Here is a 15,372-nt window from a genome sequence, read left to right on the forward strand (position 1 = left end):
AATCATGGCAATTCGCAAGTACAAGCCGACGACCCCCGGTCGCCGCGGTGCCAGCGTCTCCGACTTCGCTGAGATCACCCGCGACCACCCCGAGAAGTCGCTGGTTCGACCGCTGCACGGCAAGGGTGGCCGAAACGCGCACGGCCGCATCACCACCCGGCACAAGGGCGGTGGGCACAAGCGCGCTTACCGGGTGATCGACTTCCGTCGCCACGACAAAGACGGCGTCAACGCCAAGGTCGCGCACATCGAGTACGACCCGAACCGCACGGCGAACATCGCACTGCTGCACTACTTCGACGGGGAGAAGCGCTACATCATCGCCCCCGAAGGGGTGAAGCAGGGCACCATCATCGAGTCGGGTCCCAACGCCGACATCAAACCGGGCAACAACCTGCCGCTGCGCAACATCCCCGCGGGCACGCTGGTGCACGCCGTGGAACTGCGGCCAGGTGGCGGTGCCAAGCTCGCGCGCTCGGCCGGCTCCAGCATCCAGTTGCTGGGCAAGGAAGGCACCTACGCGTCGTTGCGTATGCCCTCCGGCGAGATCCGCCGCGTCGACGTGCGCTGCCGCGCCACCGTCGGCGAGGTCGGCAACGCCGAGCAGGCGAACATCAACTGGGGCAAGGCCGGCCGCATGCGGTGGAAGGGCAAGCGTCCCACCGTCCGTGGCGTCGTGATGAACCCGGTCGACCACCCGCACGGCGGTGGTGAGGGTAAGACCTCCGGTGGTCGTCACCCGGTGAGCCCGTGGGGCAAGCCGGAAGGCCGCACCCGTAAGCCGAACAAAGCGAGCAACAAGCTCATCGTCCGTCGCCGGCGCACCGGCAAGAAGCGCTGAGACTAGGCAGGTACAAGGAATATGCCACGCAGCCTGAAGAAGGGTCCGTTCGTCGACGACCATCTATTGAAGAAGGTCGACGCGCAGAACGAGAAGAACACCAAGCAGGTCATCAAGACCTGGTCGCGTCGGTCGACCATCATCCCCGACTTCATCGGGCACACCTTCGCGGTGCATGACGGCCGCAAGCATGTCCCGGTGTTCGTCACCGAGGCGATGGTCGGGCACAAGCTCGGCGAGTTCGCCCCCACCCGCACCTTCAAGGGTCACATCAAGGATGACCGGAAGGCGAAGAGGCGCTAATGACTACAGCGATTGAATATCCGTCCGCGACGGCGAAGGCGCGCTTTGTGCGCGTATCGCCGACGAAGGCCCGCCGCGTCATCGACCTGGTGCGCGGCAAGTCGGTGGCCGAAGCGCTGGACATCCTGCGGTGGGCTCCGCAGGCGGCCAGCGAGCCGGTCGCCAAGGTCATCGCGAGCGCGGCGGCCAACGCGCAGAACAACGAGGGCCTGGATCCGTCGACCCTCGTGGTCGCGACCGTCTACGCCGACGAGGGGCCGACCGCCAAGCGCATCCGGCCACGGGCACAGGGCCGTGCGTTCCGGATTCGCAAGCGCACCAGCCACATCACGGTGATCGTGGAGAGCAGGGTGAGCCAGGAGCAGCGTGGCGGCGGTCAGTCGGCCAGCGCGGCTCGAGCGCGTCGCGCACAGGGCAGTAAGGCAGCGGCGGCCAAGAAGGCGCCCGCCAACAAGGCCGCAGAGCAGGCGCCGGCCAAGAAGACGCCCGCCAAGAAGGCGGCGCCCAAGAAGTCGGCCGAGGCGAAAGCCGGCACCAAGGCTGAGAAATCGACTGCTGAAGCGTCCGATTCGAAGGAGGGCTCCGAGTAGTGGGCCAGAAAATCAATCCCCACGGCTTCCGGCTCGGTATCACCACCGACTGGAAGTCCCGGTGGTACGCCGACAAGCAGTACAAGGATTACGTCAAGGAAGACGTCGCAATCCGGCGGCTGCTGGCCACCGGTCTGGAGCGCGCCGGCATCGCCGACGTGGAGATCGAGCGCACCCGTGACCGCGTGCGCGTAGACATCCACACCGCGCGGCCGGGCATCGTGATCGGCCGCCGCGGTACGGAAGCCGACCGTATTCGCGCCGACTTGGAGAAGCTGACGGGCAAACAGGTGCAGCTGAACATCCTCGAGGTGAAGAATCCCGAGTCACAGGCGCAGCTGGTGGCGCAAGGTGTGGCCGAGCAGCTGTCCAACCGCGTGGCCTTCCGCCGCGCCATGCGCAAGGCGATCCAGTCCGCGATGCGTCAGCCCAACGTCAAGGGAATCCGCGTGCAGTGCTCGGGTCGCCTCGGTGGCGCCGAGATGAGCCGCTCGGAGTTCTACCGCGAAGGCCGCGTGCCGTTGCACACGCTGCGCGCCGACATCGATTACGGCCTGTACGAGGCCAAGACAACCTTCGGCCGCATCGGCGTGAAGGTGTGGATCTACAAGGGCGACATCGTCGGTGGCAAGCGTGAGCTCGCCGCTGCCGTGCCCGCCGGTGCGGATCGTCCGCGTCGCGAGCGTCCTTCGGGCACCCGGCCCCGTCGCAGCGGCGCATCGGGCACCACCGCGACGAGCACCGAAGCCGGCCGTGCTGCCACCGGCGGTTCCGAGAGCGGCACGGCTCCGGCCGGCAGCGTGGCAGACAACGCCGCGGCTTCGCAGGCCGCAGCGGCGGTCGAGACGCCCACAGAAAAGACGGAGAGCTGAATCATGTTGATTCCTCGCAAGGTCAAGCACCGTAAGCAACACCACCCGAGGCAGCGTGGCATCGCCAGCGGCGGTACGACGGTCAGCTTCGGTGACTACGGCATCCAGGCGCTCGAGCACGCCTACATCACCAACCGGCAGATCGAGTCCGCTCGTATCGCGATCAACCGGCACATCAAGCGTGGCGGCAAGGTGTGGATCAACATCTTCCCGGACCGCCCGCTGACCAAGAAGCCGGCCGAAACCCGCATGGGTTCGGGTAAGGGTTCACCCGAGTGGTGGGTGGCCAACGTCAAACCTGGCCGCGTGCTGTTCGAGTTGAGCTACCCCGATGAGGCGACCGCCCGGGCCGCGCTGACCCGTGCGATCCACAAGCTGCCGATCAAGGCACGCATCGTTACCCGAGAGGAGCACTTCTGATGGCAGTGGGAGTGACGCCGGGCGAACTGCGCGAGCTGACCGACGACGAACTGAAGGAACGGCTGCGCGAGTCCAAGGAAGAGTTGTTCAACCTGCGCTTCCAGATGGCGACCGGCCAGTTGTCGAACAACCGCCGGCTTCGCACGGTGCGTCAGGAAATCGCGCGCGTGTACACCGTGCTGCGCGAACGTGAGTTGGGTCTGGCCTCCGGACCCGTGGGTGAGGATTCGTGAAAATGGCTGAGAACACTGCAAAAGGGCCCAAGTACACCCCGCGCAAGGACGAGGAGCGTGGCCGTCGCAAGACGGCCATCGGGTACGTGGTTTCGGACAAGATGCAGAAGACCATCGTGGTCGAGTTGGAAGATCGTAAGAGCCACCCGCTCTACGGCAAGATCATCCGCACCACCAAGAAGGTCAAGGCACACGACGAGGACGACATCGCAGGCATTGGCGACCGGGTGTCGCTGATGGAGACGCGTCCGCTGTCGGCGACCAAGCGCTGGCGGCTCGTTGAGATTCTCGAGAAGGCCAAATAGGCCGCACCGCAAGGAAAACCCCCGAACACGAATGTGTCGGGGGTTCTTGCTTTTCGCGCTCAGTCTTCTGCCGGCCGCAGGACCGCCAGCACAGTGAGGATCAAGATTTTGATATCCAAGAGCAGGGACCAGTTGTCGATGTAGTAGTTGTCCCATTCGGCACGGTCGGCGATCGACGTCTGCCCCCGGAATCCGTGCACCTGGGCCCAGCCCGTCATACCTGCCTTCACCCGGTGGCGCTGGCCGTAGCGGCGGACGTGCATTTCGAACAGTTCCACGAACTCGGGACGCTCGGGGCGCGGACCCACCAGGCTCATCTCACCGCGCAGCACGTTGATCAGTTGAGGCAGTTCGTCCAGCGATGCCTTGCGCATGATGCGGCCGATCCGGGTACGGCGATCCTCGCCCTCGACCCCGCCCGGCGCGCTGCCCTTCTCGGGTTCAAAGCTCGCACCGGCTCTGTCGGGGAGGCGCATGGTGCGGAACTTCAAGCACCCGAAGACCTTTCCGTCGCGTCCGATTCGCTCTTGAGTGAAGAAGATCGGGCCCGGCGAGCTGAACTTCACCGCCATCGCGAGCACGACCAGCAACGGCGAGATGAGCACAAGTCCGACCAGCGCAGCGACGCGGTCACCGCCATGCTTGACGGCGAATTGCCAGCCTTTCGGATTGACGCGGGTCAGCACCATGAGCGGTACGCCGCCCATGTGCTCGATCCGGGTGCCGCTACCGACCGAGTCCATCAAGCGCGGCACCACGCGCACACGCAGCCCGAGTTCCTGAGCCAATTGCGCGGTGCGCGCGAGCTGTTCGTCGGGTAACGGCGAGGGAGCGATGATGAGCTCCTCGGCCCGCGTGGCGCGCGCGGCGCTCTCGAGATCGCTTGTACGGCCCAGGTACGGGATGTCGAACATCTCCGCATCGTTGGGCCGCATGTCGTCCAATATGCCGACCGGACACATGCCGTAGTCCCGGATCTGACGCATGCGGGAAATGAGCTGATTGGCGACCGGGCCGGCGCCTACGACCAATGCCGGCCTGCCGACTTCGAATCTCCTACGCAGCCAGCGGTTCACCAACGACCGGGCCAGGCGGACCACGGGAATGAGAATGGCGGCGAACACCCAGATCTTCAGGACGAGCTCGCTCGGGCGAACGTAGGGTGTGAGGACCTCTCCGACCGGGAGACGAGGCACCAGGATCACCATCAGGGTCAACGTCGCCAGGGCGGCCACCGCGATCGACGTTGCCACGGGCTCGAACTGGTCCAGGAACCCCTCATTCAGCTTCTGTCGATACATCGACCGGGTGGCCATCACCAACAGCAGCATCGGGACGAACAGCCACGAGAACAGGGCGATGTTGCGTTCGTGCTCCATCTCGCCGGGAATCCACCACTGGGCCAGTGCCACCGCGGCCGCGGCCAGGACGGCGTCGATCGCCACGGTGATCGCCGAATACCACGGATCGACGCGGAGAACTTCGACCCAGCGCGGCGCCGGATTCGGGGACGGAGCCGGCACGACCTGCAACCGCGGCACCGTCGGACGGCTACTAGGCTCGTGCTCCGAGGTATCCGCCGTAAGCTGCATTTATCACTCTCTGGGACAAAACTGGCAACTATGTTAGATGCACTCTACCGACCTCAATGTCAAAAAGCGCACTTAGGGCACCTGTTGACAATGCGCGCTTGCGAGCGTGTGAAACTCGGGTTTGCTGAAGGTCTACTGTCAAGCGTTTGAAGTGGGAGGGGTGGCGAAAATCCGCTCCACGGTCAGTTGCGCCAAATCGCTCAGAATCTGGACGTGACCGGTACTCCACTGTCTCGGCTTGCTGTCCGACACGCACAGCGTGCCGATGGCGTGGCCGTCCTGATCGATCAAGGGGATGCCGAGGTACGCGGCCATCGCGCCGCCACCCACCACCGGGTGGTTCATGAACACGGGGTCGGTTCGCGCATCCTCGATGACCAGCGCGGCTCCATCGGCCACGGTGTACTGACAGATGGATTGGTCGAACGGCATCGATCGTTCCTCGACGGAGAGCTTCCCCATCCCGGCGGTGCTCTTGTAGAACGTACGGTCGGCATCGACCAGGCTCACCGCCGCGAACGGGGTCCCCAGCGCCTCTGCGGCCGCTCGAGTGATCCGGTCGTAGGCCGGTTCCGGGGGCGAGTCGAGCAAGCCGGTGGAACGCAGTGAGTTCAGTCGATCGGGGTCGGTGACAATAGTCGACACATCCGGCATGAAATCGCTGACGAGCACCCCTGATTCGGACAGGTGGGAGAGCAGTTCTTTCGCGGAGACCTTGGTGCGCATCTGGTCGGCGACCATCTGTGCTGCGACAGCACGCGCGACGTAGGTGTCCACGTCCGTGCCGGCATTGCGCGCGCACTCTTCGAGCTGGCGGTTGAGCCACTCATCGAAACGCCGAAACGAACGAGTCACGAGGCGAACGGTATACGAAACGGCTGATCCGCACGTCTGGGTCTCATATTCACCGAGGCGCGACGCGTCCTTGATCGCCGACCGGTGCGTCAACCGATCCGCGTGGCGATGCCGTCGAGCAGTTGACTCAACCCGGAACGGAAGTCGGAGTACGGGTCGTTGTCGGTGCGGTCGAAGACACCCTCTCGTAACGCCGCGGCGAGCGCGGGGAACCTTTCCGGGTCGAGCAGCCCGCGGAGAAGCGCCGGATAATCCGACCAACCGAAACGATGCGCCTCGATGTCCACTGCCGCTGCGCCGCGAACGAAGTGCAGAACCGCCATGACCGCCGCGAGTTTTTCGCGCTCGGCGAGCCCGGTGCCGGCCAGCGCGGCCAGCCCCGCGTCCAGCCAAGCCACCTGGCCCGGATCGGCCGGCGGCCCGGCGGACACGGCTTGCAACACCCATGGATGGCGGTGGTAGACCTCCCACAGCCCGTCCGCCCAACCGGTAAGTGCATCAGCCCAATTGGTCGTTTCACCGGTTGGTGGGCGGCCGACGGCGGCGGCCGACATGAATACCACGAGCTCATCTTTGTTGGCGACATGCCGGTACAGCGACATCGTGCCGCAGCCCAGACGCTCGGCCAGCCGGGCCATGGACAGTGCGGCCAGCCCTTCGGCGTCGGCCAGTTCGACGGCTGCCCGCACGATGCGCTCCCGGTTCAGCCCACTCGACCGTGCCGGCTCGCTCGGCTCGTGCCACAGGAGCTCCAGGGCGCGCTGGAGGGATTCGCTCATCGGTCCTCAGCCTAGCCACTGGACATCGAATGCGTATGCCGTACGCTGTATGCGTATGACATACGCATCACGCCGGTCTTCTCCGCGGCCTGCGCTCGCACTCGCGGTCGTCGTTGCGATTTTCCTGGGCGTCTCGGTGCCGCCGTATCTCGCCGGTGGCACACGGGTGCCCGCGACATTTCCGTTGCACTACCCGTTGTTGGTGTCCCATGTGATGTTCGCGAGCGTCGCCATGGTCACGGCAGTGGTACAGATTTGGCCCCGGCTTCGTATCCGCCACCCCGCGTTGCACCGCCGCTGCGGTCGCGTCTACGTCGTCTCTGCGCTTCCGGCCGCCGCATCGGCGATAGTGATCGGGGCGCTCACTCCCTTCGGGCCGCTCCTCGCGGTCAGCAACGTGACGTTGGGTGCAGTGTGGCTGTGGTTCACCGCGAGGGGCTACGCCGCGGCCCGGAGGCGGCGCATCTCGGATCACCGGCGCGACATGGTGCGCAGCGCGGTGCTGGCGCTGTCGGTCATCACCAACCGGATCTGGACGCCGGTCATCTATCTGTCCCTTCACCCCTTACAGGACAGCGTTTTTCGCGGTAGCGACGAACACCTCCAGTGGTTCGCCGCGGGAGTGGGTGGATGGCTGGGGTGGACGGTTCCTCTCGCAATCGTTCAGTGGCGGCTGACCAGGCGACCGGTGACGACGTCGTCGTCGAATCGTCAGCCAACCGAGATACCCCGGGTGTAATCTCCGGGCCAAACTGCGACGCGACACCGGACAGGCGGGGCATGGCAACCGAATTCAACGGCAAGATCGAACTCGACATCCGAGACTCCGAACCGGACTGGGGCCCGTACGCCGCACCGACCGCCCCCGAAGGCGCCCCCAATGTGCTCTACCTCGTCTGGGACGACATCGGTATCGCCACATGGGACTGCTTCGGCGGCCTCGTCGAGATGCCCACGATGAGCCGTATCGCCGAACGCGGTGTTCGGCTGTCGCAGTTCCACACCACCGCGCTCTGCTCGCCGACCAGGGCCTCGCTGTTGACCGGCCGCAATCCGACGACGGTCGGCATGGCGACCATCGAGGAGTTCACCGAGGGCTTTCCGGGCTGCAACGGGCGGATCCCGTTCGACACCGCGCTGTTGTCCGAGGTGCTGGCCGAACACGGATACAACACCTACTGCGTCGGCAAATGGCATCTGACGCCGCTCGAGGAATCCAATCTGGCCTCCACCAAACGGCATTGGCCTTTGTCGCGCGGTTTCGAGCGGTTCTACGGATTCATGGGTGGCGAAACCGACCAGTGGTATCCGGAGTTGATCTACGACAACCACCCCGTCGCGCCGCCCGCGGCGCCCGAAGAGGGCTATCACCTGTCAAAGGATCTGGCGGACAAGACCATCGAGTTCATCCGCGATGCGAAGGTCATCGCGCCAGACAAGCCGTGGTTCTCCTACGTTTGCCCAGGAGCCGGACACGCCCCACATCACATCTTCGCCGAATGGGCCGACCGCTACGCCGGCAAGTTCGACATGGGCTACGAGCGCTACCGCGAGATCGTCCTGGAGAACCAGAAGAAGCTCGGCATCGTCCCCCCCGACACCGAACTGTCGCCGATGAATCCGTATGCAGACGTCAAGGGCCCCAACGGTGAACCGTGGCCGACGCAGGACACGGTGCGGCCGTGGGATGAGCTCGGGGACGACGAGAAGCGCCTGTTCTCGCGCATGGCCGAAGTGTTCGCCGGATTTCTGTCCTACACCGACGCACAGATCGGTCGCATCCTCGACTATCTGGAGGAGTCGGGTCAGCTCGACAACACGATCATCGTCGTCATCTCCGACAACGGCGCGAGCGGCGAAGGCGGCCCGAACGGTTCGGTGAACGAGGTCAAGTTCTTCAACGGATACATCGACACCGTCGAGGACGGACTGCGTCTTCTCGACAACCTCGGTGGCCCGGAGACTTACAACCACTATCCGACGGGCTGGGCGATGGCGTTCAACGCGCCGTACAAACTCTTCAAGCGGTATGCGTCGCACGAAGGCGGGATCGCGGACCCCGCAATCATCTCCTGGCCCAAGGGGATAGCCGCACACGGGGAGGTGCGAGACGGCTACATCAACGTCTGCGACGTCACACCGACGATCTATCAGCTCCTCGGAATCACCCCGCCCGAGACGGTCAGGGGAGTGCCGCAGAAGCCGCTGGACGGGGTGAGTTTCGAAGCGGTGCTGAGGGATTCGTCGGCGACAACCGACAAGCACTCGCAGTTCTACACGATGCTCGGAACCCGGGGGATCTGGCACGACGGCTGGTTCGCCAACACGGTGCACGCCGCATCCCCGGCTGGTTGGTCGCATTTCGACAGCGACCGCTGGGAGTTGTTCCACATCGAAGCCGACCGCAGTCAGTGCCACGATCTGACTGCCGAAAACCCCGACAAACTCGAAGAACTCAAAAAGCTGTGGTTCGCCGAGGCCGACAAGTACAACGGGTTGCCGCTCGGCGACCTGAACATCTTCGACACGATCTCCCGGTGGCGGCCGACCCTGGCGGGCCGGCGCGAGTCGTACCGCTACTACCCGGGCACAGCCGACGTCGGCATGGGAGCTGCGGTCGAGATACAAGGCCGGTCCTTCGCCGCCATGGCCGAGATGGTGATCGATACGTCAGGGGCTGAAGGCGTGATCTTCAAGCACGGTGGCGCGCACGGCGGCCACGCGATGTTCGTCCAGGACGGGCGACTGCACTACGTATACAACTTCCTCGGCGAAGAGGAACAGCGAATGTCGTCACCGGACGCGGTCCCGTCGGGGCGGCACTCGTTCGGGATCGCGTATGTGCGGACCGGGACTGCCGAAGGCAGCCATACCCCTATCGGAGACGCCGCTTTGTACATCGACGACCAGCAGGTCGCGACATTCAGCGGAATGCTCGTCCACCCAGGCACGTTCGGGCTCGCCGGTGCGAGTCTGAGCATCGGCAGGAACGCCGGCTCGCCGGTTTCCCGTTCGTACAAGCCGCCGTTCGTGTTCACCGGTGGCACCATCGTTGCGGTGAACATCGACGTCTCGGGCAAGCCGTATCTGGACCTGGAAAGCGAGTTCGCGCGAGCCTTCGCGAAAGACTGAGTACAAGGGACGACAAGCGCCGAGGGGTCGAGGCGGGACGGGATTCATGAAGTACGCCGTGGGACAGGCGATCGCGCTGACGTGCCTGCTGACCGCGTGTGTCGACAACAGTGAAGGCGTACCCATCGCAGAAGAGGCCGTCGTCACCGACACGACGGTCACCGCCACCTCGACGCCGTCGTCGACCGTGCCGATGGACCCGAATGTCGATTCCGCCCAGCCCGGCATCGTGCCGACCCCGCCACCGTCGGCGACCGGCGGCGGTTGCAACCTACCGGGTCCGCCTCGCGAGCAGGTCTCGGCCGCGGTGCCCGATCCGGGGGCGCCCACGATCACAATGGCGCTACCGGCGGGCTGGTCAACGACGGCAGGGCAGGGGGATGTCGGGCTGCGGCTGACCGGACCGGACGGGATGTGGGCGACGGTCACCATTGCCAAGACGACGCTGCCGCCGGCCGAAGCGTTCGAACGCTATGCCGACGACGCCGTGGCGGCGTCCGACATCAGCACGCTGAGCGTGCTTCCGGCCGAATTGTGCGGCTACAGCGGTCAGAGGCTGCTCGGGTCGTGGGCGGACTCTCCGGGGCCGGCGGTGGAGTTCGGTGACAGGATCGCCCATATCGCCACGAGCACCGGCGACTACCTGGTGGCGGTCCATGTCCAAGCTCCTGCTCAGACGGTCGGCTTCGACCCGCTGGCCTCGCCGCTGCTGGGCGAGTTCGGCATCGTCATTCCCTGATCGCTCACCTGCGGGCGAGGTTCCTGGGTTTTGCGGACGCTCGGAGCCCGGCGAGCGTGCATGAAGTGTCGAGAATCCGCGGCGTGTCGTCGACAGACACGCCCGCTCGCAGTGCAGGGGGGTGCACGGGGGGTGCGTGATCAGCGACGATTTGGCTTCCTGCAGGTCCTCCCATAGAATCAGGCGGTTGCCTTGGGCAGACCTCGGTTCTCTTCGAGAAAACCCCGCGTGCCCTTCGGTGACAGCAAGACCGCGCACGTCCAGGTCGGTATCTGGCGTGCATACAAAAACCAGGTCGAGGAGATCGAGTGATTCAGCAGGAATCGCGGCTCAAGGTCGCCGACAACACGGGCGCCAGGGAGATCCTGTGCATCCGCGTGCTCGGCGGCTCGTCGCGGCGCTATGCCGGCATCGGCGATGTCATCGTGGCGACCGTCAAGGAAGCCATTCCCGGCGGCAACGTCAAGCGTGGCGAGATCGTGAAGGCCGTCATCGTGCGGACCGTCAAGGAGCGCCGTCGCGCCGACGGCAGCTACATCAAGTTCGACGAGAACGCTGCCGTCATCATCAAGCCCGACAACGACCCGCGTGGTACCCGCATCTTCGGCCCCGTCGGCCGTGAACTGCGCGAGAAGCGCTTCATGAAGATCGTCTCGCTTGCTCCGGAGGTGTTGTAGATGAAGGTCCACAAGGGCGACACCGTGCTGGTCATCTCCGGCAAGGACAAGGGCGCCAAGGGCAAGGTGCTGGTCGCCTACCCGGCCCGCAACAAGGTGCTCGTCGAGGGCGTCAACAGGATCAAGAAGCACACGGCGGTGTCGAGCAACGAGCGCGGCGCACAGTCCGGCGGCATCGTCACCCAGGAGGCGCCGATCGACGTCTCCAACGTGATGGTCGTCGACTCCGACGGCAAGCCCACCCGCATCACCTACCGGGTTGACGAGGAGACCGGCAAGAAGGTCCGCATCGCCAAGACCAACGGCAAGGACATCAACTGACATGACCACCGTCGAAAACACCGCAAAGACCCTGCCGCGCCTCAAGCAGCGTTACCGCGAAGAGATCCGCGACGCGCTGTCCAAGGAGTTCGGCTATGCAAACGTCATGCAGATCCCGGGCGTGGTCAAGGTCGTCGTCAACATGGGCGTCGGCGACGCCGCTCGTGACGCGAAGCTGATCAACGGCGCGGTCAACGATCTCGCACTGATCACCGGCCAGAAGCCGGAGATCCGCCGGGCGCGTAAGTCCATCGCGCAGTTCAAGCTTCGCGAGGGCATGCCGATCGGCGCTCGCGTCACGCTGCGCGGCGACCGGATGTGGGAGTTCCTCGACCGATTGATCTCGATCGCGCTGCCGCGTATCCGCGACTTCCGCGGCCTGTCGCCCAAGCAGTTCGACGGCACCGGCAACTACACCTTCGGGCTCACCGAGCAGTCGGTGTTCCACGAGATCGATGTGGACTCCATCGACCGCCCGCGTGGCATGGACATCACCGTCGTCACCTCGGCGACGAACGACGACGAAGGACGAGCGCTGCTGCGGGCGCTGGGCTTTCCGTTCAAGGAGAACTGAGTAATGGCAAAGAAGGCACTGGTCAACAAGGCCAACAAGAAGCCGAAGTTCAAGGTGCGCGCCTACACCCGCTGCCAACGCTGCGGGCGGCCGCACGCCGTCTTCCGCAAGTTCGGTCTGTGCCGGATCTGCCTGCGCGAGATGGCACACGCCGGCGAACTGCCCGGTGTGCAGAAGAGCAGCTGGTAATCCAGCCCGACCAGTCCAACCAAACAGGTTGCGGCAGGCCCGAATACCGGGAACCACCGCGAGAAAGGTGAACCCGCTGTCATGACCGCGATGACGACGATGCGGTGGGGGTACCCCCAGCCGCGCAGCTGCGAGGGGGACGCAGCGACGAAGAGGAGCAGCGCTCGATGACTATGACGGACCCGATCGCAGACTTCTTGACACGTCTGCGCAACGCCAATTCGGCGTACCACGACGAGGTGACACTGCCCCACTCCAAGCTCAAGGCCAACATCGCCGAGATCTTGAAGAAAGAGGGCTACATCGCCGACTACCGCACCGAGGATGCGCGGGTCGGCAAGTCGCTCGTCGTGCAACTGAAGTACGGCCCAAGCCGGGAGCGAAGCATCGCCGGTCTGCGCCGCGTGTCCAAGCCCGGTCTGCGGGTGTACGCGAAATCCACCAACCTGCCGCGGGTTCTCGGCGGCCTCGGCGTGGCGATCATCTCCACGTCGTCGGGCCTGCGGACCGACCGCCAGGCAGCCCAAGAGGGCGTGGGCGGCGAAGTCCTCGCGTACGTGTGGTAGCCGAGAAGGAGTAGAGCTCAAATGTCGCGTATTGGAAAGCAGCCGGTGCCGGTCCCCAGCGGGGTCGATGTGTCGATCGACGGGCAGAACGTGTCCGTCAAGGGGCCCAAGGGCACTCTGGAACTGGCCGTGGCCGACCCGATCCGAATCGTCCGTGACGACGACGGCGCCATCGTGGTGACGCGCCCCGACGACGATCGGCGCAGCCGTTCGCTGCACGGTCTGTCACGCACGCTGGTGGCGAACCTGATCACCGGCGTCACCGAGGGTTACACCACCAAGATGGAGATCTTCGGTGTCGGTTACCGCGTGCAGCTGAAGGGTTCCAACCTCGAGTTCGCGTTGGGCTACAGCCACCCGGTGACGATCACCGCCCCCGATGGGGTGACGTTCGCGGTGGAGACACCGACGAAGTTCTCGATCTCCGGCATCGACAAGCAGAAGGTCGGCCAGGTCGCGGCGAACATCCGCCGCCTGCGCAAGAGCGATCCCTACAAGGGCAAGGGCATCCGCTACGAGGGCGAGCAGATCCGCCGCAAGGTCGGAAAGACAGGTAAGTAAATGGCTTCGACAACAAATTCGGCTGCGCCGACGCGCAAGCCCGTGGGCCAGAACATCTCGCAGACCCGGCGGGTGGCGCGACTGCGTCGGCACGCTCGGTTGCGTAAGAAGATCTCCGGCACGGCTGAGGTGCCGCGGTTGGTGGTCAACCGTTCCTCGCGGCACATCCACGTGCAGCTGGTGAACGATCTGGAAGGGACGACGCTCGCGGCGGCATCGTCCATCGAGGCCGACGTGCGGGCGGTCGACGGTGACAAGAAAGCCCACAGCGTGCGGGTCGGTCAGCTGATCGCCGAGCGCGCGAAGGCCGCAGGGATCGACAAGGTCGTGTTCGACCGCGGTGGGTACACCTACGGCGGACGGATCGCGGCGCTGGCCGATGCGGCGCGCGAAGGCGGGCTGGAATTCTGATGACTGACCTCAACACAATGGGAAGGACTGCATGATGGCCGAACAGGCAACAGCCGGCGGCCCCCAGGACGGCCGCGGGTCGCGGGGCGACCGCGACGGACGTGGCCGCCGCGACGACCGTGGCGGTCGTGGGCGTGACGGCGGCGACAAGAGCAACTACCTCGAGCGCGTCGTCTCGATCAACCGTGTCTCCAAGGTGGTCAAGGGCGGCCGCCGGTTCAGCTTCACCGCGCTGGTGATCGTCGGTGACGGCAAGGGCATGGTCGGCGTCGGATACGGCAAGGCCAAGGAAGTTCCCGCCGCCATCGCCAAGGGCGTCGAAGAGGCACGCAAGAACTTCTTCCGGGTTCCGCTGATCGGCGGCACCATCACCCACCCGGTGCAGGGTGAAGCCGCCGCCGGTGTGGTGATGCTGCGTCCGGCCAGCCCCGGTACCGGTGTGATCGCCGGCGGTGCGGCTCGCGCGGTGCTGGAATGCGCCGGCGTGCACGACATCCTGGCCAAGTCGCTGGGCAGCGACAACGCGATCAACGTGGTGCATGCCACTGTTGCCGCGCTCAAGCTGCTGCAGCGTCCCGAAGAGGTCGCGGCCCGACGCGGGCTGCCCATCGAGGACGTGGCGCCTGCGGGCATGCTGCGGGCGCGCCGGGAGGCCGAGGCGCTTGCCGCGTCGGCTGCGCGTGAAGGGTCGGCGTGAACACCATGGCAGAGCTGAAGATCACCCAGGTGCGCAGCACCATCGGTGCGCGCTGGAAGCAGCGGGAGAGCCTGCGGTCGTTGGGGCTGCGCAAGATTCGCCAGTCGGTCGTCCGTGAGGACAACGCGCAAACGCGCGGGTTGATCAAGACCGTGCATCACCTCGTAGAGGTGGAGGAAGTCAGATGAGCGTTATCAAACTGCATGACCTGAAACCGGCGCCGGGTTCGAAGACGGCCAAGACCCGTGTCGGTCGCGGCGAGGGTTCGAAGGGTAAGACCGCGGGTCGCGGCACCAAGGGCACGAAGGCCCGTAAGAACGTCCCTGCGACGTTCGAGGGCGGTCAGATGCCGATCCACATGCGGCTGCCGAAGCTCAAGGGCTTCCGCAACCGGTTCCGCACCGAGTACGAGGTCGTCAACGTCGGCGACATCAACAAGCTGTTCCCCGAGGGCGGCGACGTCGGTGTGGACGAACTGGTGGCTGCGGGTGCGGTGCGCAAGAACACGCTGGTCAAGGTGCTCGGCGACGGCAAGCTCACCGTGAAGGTGAACGTCACCGCGCACAAGTTCAGCGGCAGTGCCCGCGAGAAGATCGCCTCCGCGGGCGGCTCGGCGACCGAGCTGTAAACACCCAATCGACCGGGAGCCCCTGCCGTGAAGGTGGGGGCTTCTGTGTTGGGCGGTGGTAACGCCACCCGCTGCCCGCCGATATGG

23 protein-coding genes are annotated in these 15,372 nt (G+C 65.3%); 20 read left to right on the forward strand and 3 right to left on the reverse strand.

The features are described 5' to 3' along the window. Positions 1-4 precede the first annotated feature (4 nt). From rplB to rpsQ, 7 genes are read left to right on the forward strand one after another with little or no spacing between them, the layout of a single operon-like run. Positions 5-841, forward strand: coding sequence for a 50S ribosomal protein L2 (gene rplB / locus AU198_RS00940; RefSeq protein ID WP_064345594.1), 837 nt, complete (start codon positions 5-7; stop codon positions 839-841). Between the two features lie 21 nt (positions 842-862). After that, positions 863-1,144 (forward strand): 30S ribosomal protein S19, encoded by a 282-nt coding sequence (gene rpsS / locus AU198_RS00945; RefSeq protein WP_007167837.1) that lies wholly within the window; start codon positions 863-865, stop codon positions 1,142-1,144. Beyond that, on the forward strand, positions 1,144-1,734 hold the full coding sequence (gene rplV, locus AU198_RS00950) for a 50S ribosomal protein L22 (RefSeq protein ID WP_064345595.1): 591 nt from the start codon (positions 1,144-1,146) through the stop codon (positions 1,732-1,734). Before rpsS ends, rplV begins: the two co-directional genes overlap by 1 nt. Continuing rightward, entirely contained in the window at positions 1,734-2,606 is an 873-nt protein-coding gene (rpsC, locus tag AU198_RS00955; protein WP_064345596.1) for a 30S ribosomal protein S3, read from the forward strand. The genes rplV and rpsC overlap by 1 nt, the downstream gene beginning before the upstream one ends. 3 nt (positions 2,607-2,609) lie before the next feature. Next, positions 2,610-3,026 carry a 50S ribosomal protein L16 gene (rplP, locus tag AU198_RS00960; protein WP_059101353.1) on the forward strand — a complete coding sequence of 139 codons (417 nt, stop codon included), beginning with the start codon at positions 2,610-2,612 and terminating at the stop codon, positions 3,024-3,026. After that, positions 3,026-3,259, forward strand: coding sequence for a 50S ribosomal protein L29 (gene rpmC, locus AU198_RS00965; protein ID WP_064345597.1), 234 nt, complete (start codon positions 3,026-3,028; stop codon positions 3,257-3,259). The genes rplP and rpmC overlap by 1 nt, the downstream gene beginning before the upstream one ends. A 2-nt stretch (positions 3,260-3,261) precedes the next feature. Continuing rightward, entirely contained in the window at positions 3,262-3,564 is a 303-nt protein-coding gene (gene rpsQ / locus AU198_RS00970; protein WP_064345598.1) for a 30S ribosomal protein S17, read from the forward strand. 59 nt (positions 3,565-3,623) lie between these two features. Here the strand turns inward: rpsQ and AU198_RS00975 are convergent, their stop codons facing one another. The 3 genes from AU198_RS00975 to AU198_RS00985 all read right to left on the reverse strand — a co-directional run bounded on the left by AU198_RS00975 (position 3,624) and on the right by AU198_RS00985 (position 6,790). Beyond that, positions 3,624-5,087 (reverse strand): sugar transferase, encoded by a 1,464-nt coding sequence (locus tag AU198_RS00975; protein WP_353612073.1) that lies wholly within the window; start codon positions 5,085-5,087, stop codon positions 3,624-3,626. A gap of 207 nt (positions 5,088-5,294) precedes the next feature. Next, the gene (locus tag AU198_RS00980; RefSeq protein WP_064345985.1) at positions 5,295-6,011 is read right to left on the reverse strand and encodes a GAF domain-containing protein; all 717 of its coding nucleotides are present in this window, start codon (positions 6,009-6,011) and stop codon (positions 5,295-5,297) included. 89 nt (positions 6,012-6,100) lie between these two features. Next, a complete protein-coding gene (locus tag AU198_RS00985) occupies positions 6,101-6,790 on the reverse strand; it encodes a TetR/AcrR family transcriptional regulator (RefSeq protein WP_064345600.1) in 690 nt (229 codons plus the stop codon). A gap of 55 nt (positions 6,791-6,845) precedes the next feature. On the opposite strand from AU198_RS00985, the gene AU198_RS00990 reads away from it, so the two are divergent. The 13 genes from AU198_RS00990 to rplO all read left to right on the forward strand — a co-directional run bounded on the left by AU198_RS00990 (position 6,846) and on the right by rplO (position 15,285). After that, positions 6,846-7,529: a DUF2306 domain-containing protein gene (locus tag AU198_RS00990; RefSeq protein ID WP_064345601.1), complete on the forward strand. Its 684-nt coding sequence runs from the start codon at positions 6,846-6,848 to the stop codon at positions 7,527-7,529. Between the two features lie 41 nt (positions 7,530-7,570). After that, on the forward strand, positions 7,571-9,922 hold the full coding sequence (locus AU198_RS00995; protein WP_064345602.1) for an arylsulfatase: 2,352 nt from the start codon (positions 7,571-7,573) through the stop codon (positions 9,920-9,922). 46 nt (positions 9,923-9,968) lie between these two features. Then, on the forward strand, positions 9,969-10,661 hold the full coding sequence (locus tag AU198_RS01000) for a hypothetical protein (RefSeq protein ID WP_064345603.1): 693 nt from the start codon (positions 9,969-9,971) through the stop codon (positions 10,659-10,661). A gap of 308 nt (positions 10,662-10,969) precedes the next feature. Next, positions 10,970-11,338: a 50S ribosomal protein L14 gene (gene rplN / locus AU198_RS01005; protein ID WP_064345604.1), complete on the forward strand. Its 369-nt coding sequence runs from the start codon at positions 10,970-10,972 to the stop codon at positions 11,336-11,338. Further along, on the forward strand, positions 11,339-11,659 hold the full coding sequence (rplX, locus tag AU198_RS01010; RefSeq protein ID WP_064345605.1) for a 50S ribosomal protein L24: 321 nt from the start codon (positions 11,339-11,341) through the stop codon (positions 11,657-11,659). A 1-nt stretch (position 11,660) separates the two neighbouring features. After that, on the forward strand, positions 11,661-12,233 hold the full coding sequence (gene rplE / locus AU198_RS01015) for a 50S ribosomal protein L5 (protein WP_064345606.1): 573 nt from the start codon (positions 11,661-11,663) through the stop codon (positions 12,231-12,233). A gap of 3 nt (positions 12,234-12,236) precedes the next feature. Continuing rightward, positions 12,237-12,422, forward strand: a complete 186-nt coding sequence (locus AU198_RS01020; protein ID WP_059101363.1) for a type Z 30S ribosomal protein S14 — start codon at positions 12,237-12,239, stop codon at positions 12,420-12,422. Between the two features lie 167 nt (positions 12,423-12,589). Continuing rightward, the gene (gene rpsH / locus AU198_RS01025) at positions 12,590-12,988 is read left to right on the forward strand and encodes a 30S ribosomal protein S8 (protein ID WP_064345607.1); all 399 of its coding nucleotides are present in this window, start codon (positions 12,590-12,592) and stop codon (positions 12,986-12,988) included. A gap of 21 nt (positions 12,989-13,009) precedes the next feature. Beyond that, on the forward strand, positions 13,010-13,549 hold the full coding sequence (rplF, locus tag AU198_RS01030) for a 50S ribosomal protein L6 (RefSeq protein WP_064345608.1): 540 nt from the start codon (positions 13,010-13,012) through the stop codon (positions 13,547-13,549). Further along, positions 13,550-13,960, forward strand: a complete 411-nt coding sequence (rplR, locus tag AU198_RS01035) for a 50S ribosomal protein L18 (RefSeq protein ID WP_064345609.1) — start codon at positions 13,550-13,552, stop codon at positions 13,958-13,960. 34 nt (positions 13,961-13,994) lie between these two features. Further along, on the forward strand, positions 13,995-14,657 hold the full coding sequence (rpsE, locus tag AU198_RS01040) for a 30S ribosomal protein S5 (RefSeq protein ID WP_064345986.1): 663 nt from the start codon (positions 13,995-13,997) through the stop codon (positions 14,655-14,657). Between the two features lie 5 nt (positions 14,658-14,662). Continuing rightward, positions 14,663-14,845 carry a 50S ribosomal protein L30 gene (gene rpmD, locus AU198_RS01045; protein WP_064345987.1) on the forward strand — a complete coding sequence of 61 codons (183 nt, stop codon included), beginning with the start codon at positions 14,663-14,665 and terminating at the stop codon, positions 14,843-14,845. Beyond that, on the forward strand, positions 14,842-15,285 hold the full coding sequence (gene rplO, locus AU198_RS01050; RefSeq protein WP_064345610.1) for a 50S ribosomal protein L15: 444 nt from the start codon (positions 14,842-14,844) through the stop codon (positions 15,283-15,285). Before rpmD ends, rplO begins: the two co-directional genes overlap by 4 nt. Positions 15,286-15,372: the final 87 nt, after the last annotated feature.

This window comes from Mycobacterium sp. GA-1199 (assembly GCF_001500045.1).
Classification (GTDB): domain Bacteria; phylum Actinomycetota; class Actinomycetes; order Mycobacteriales; family Mycobacteriaceae; genus Mycobacterium.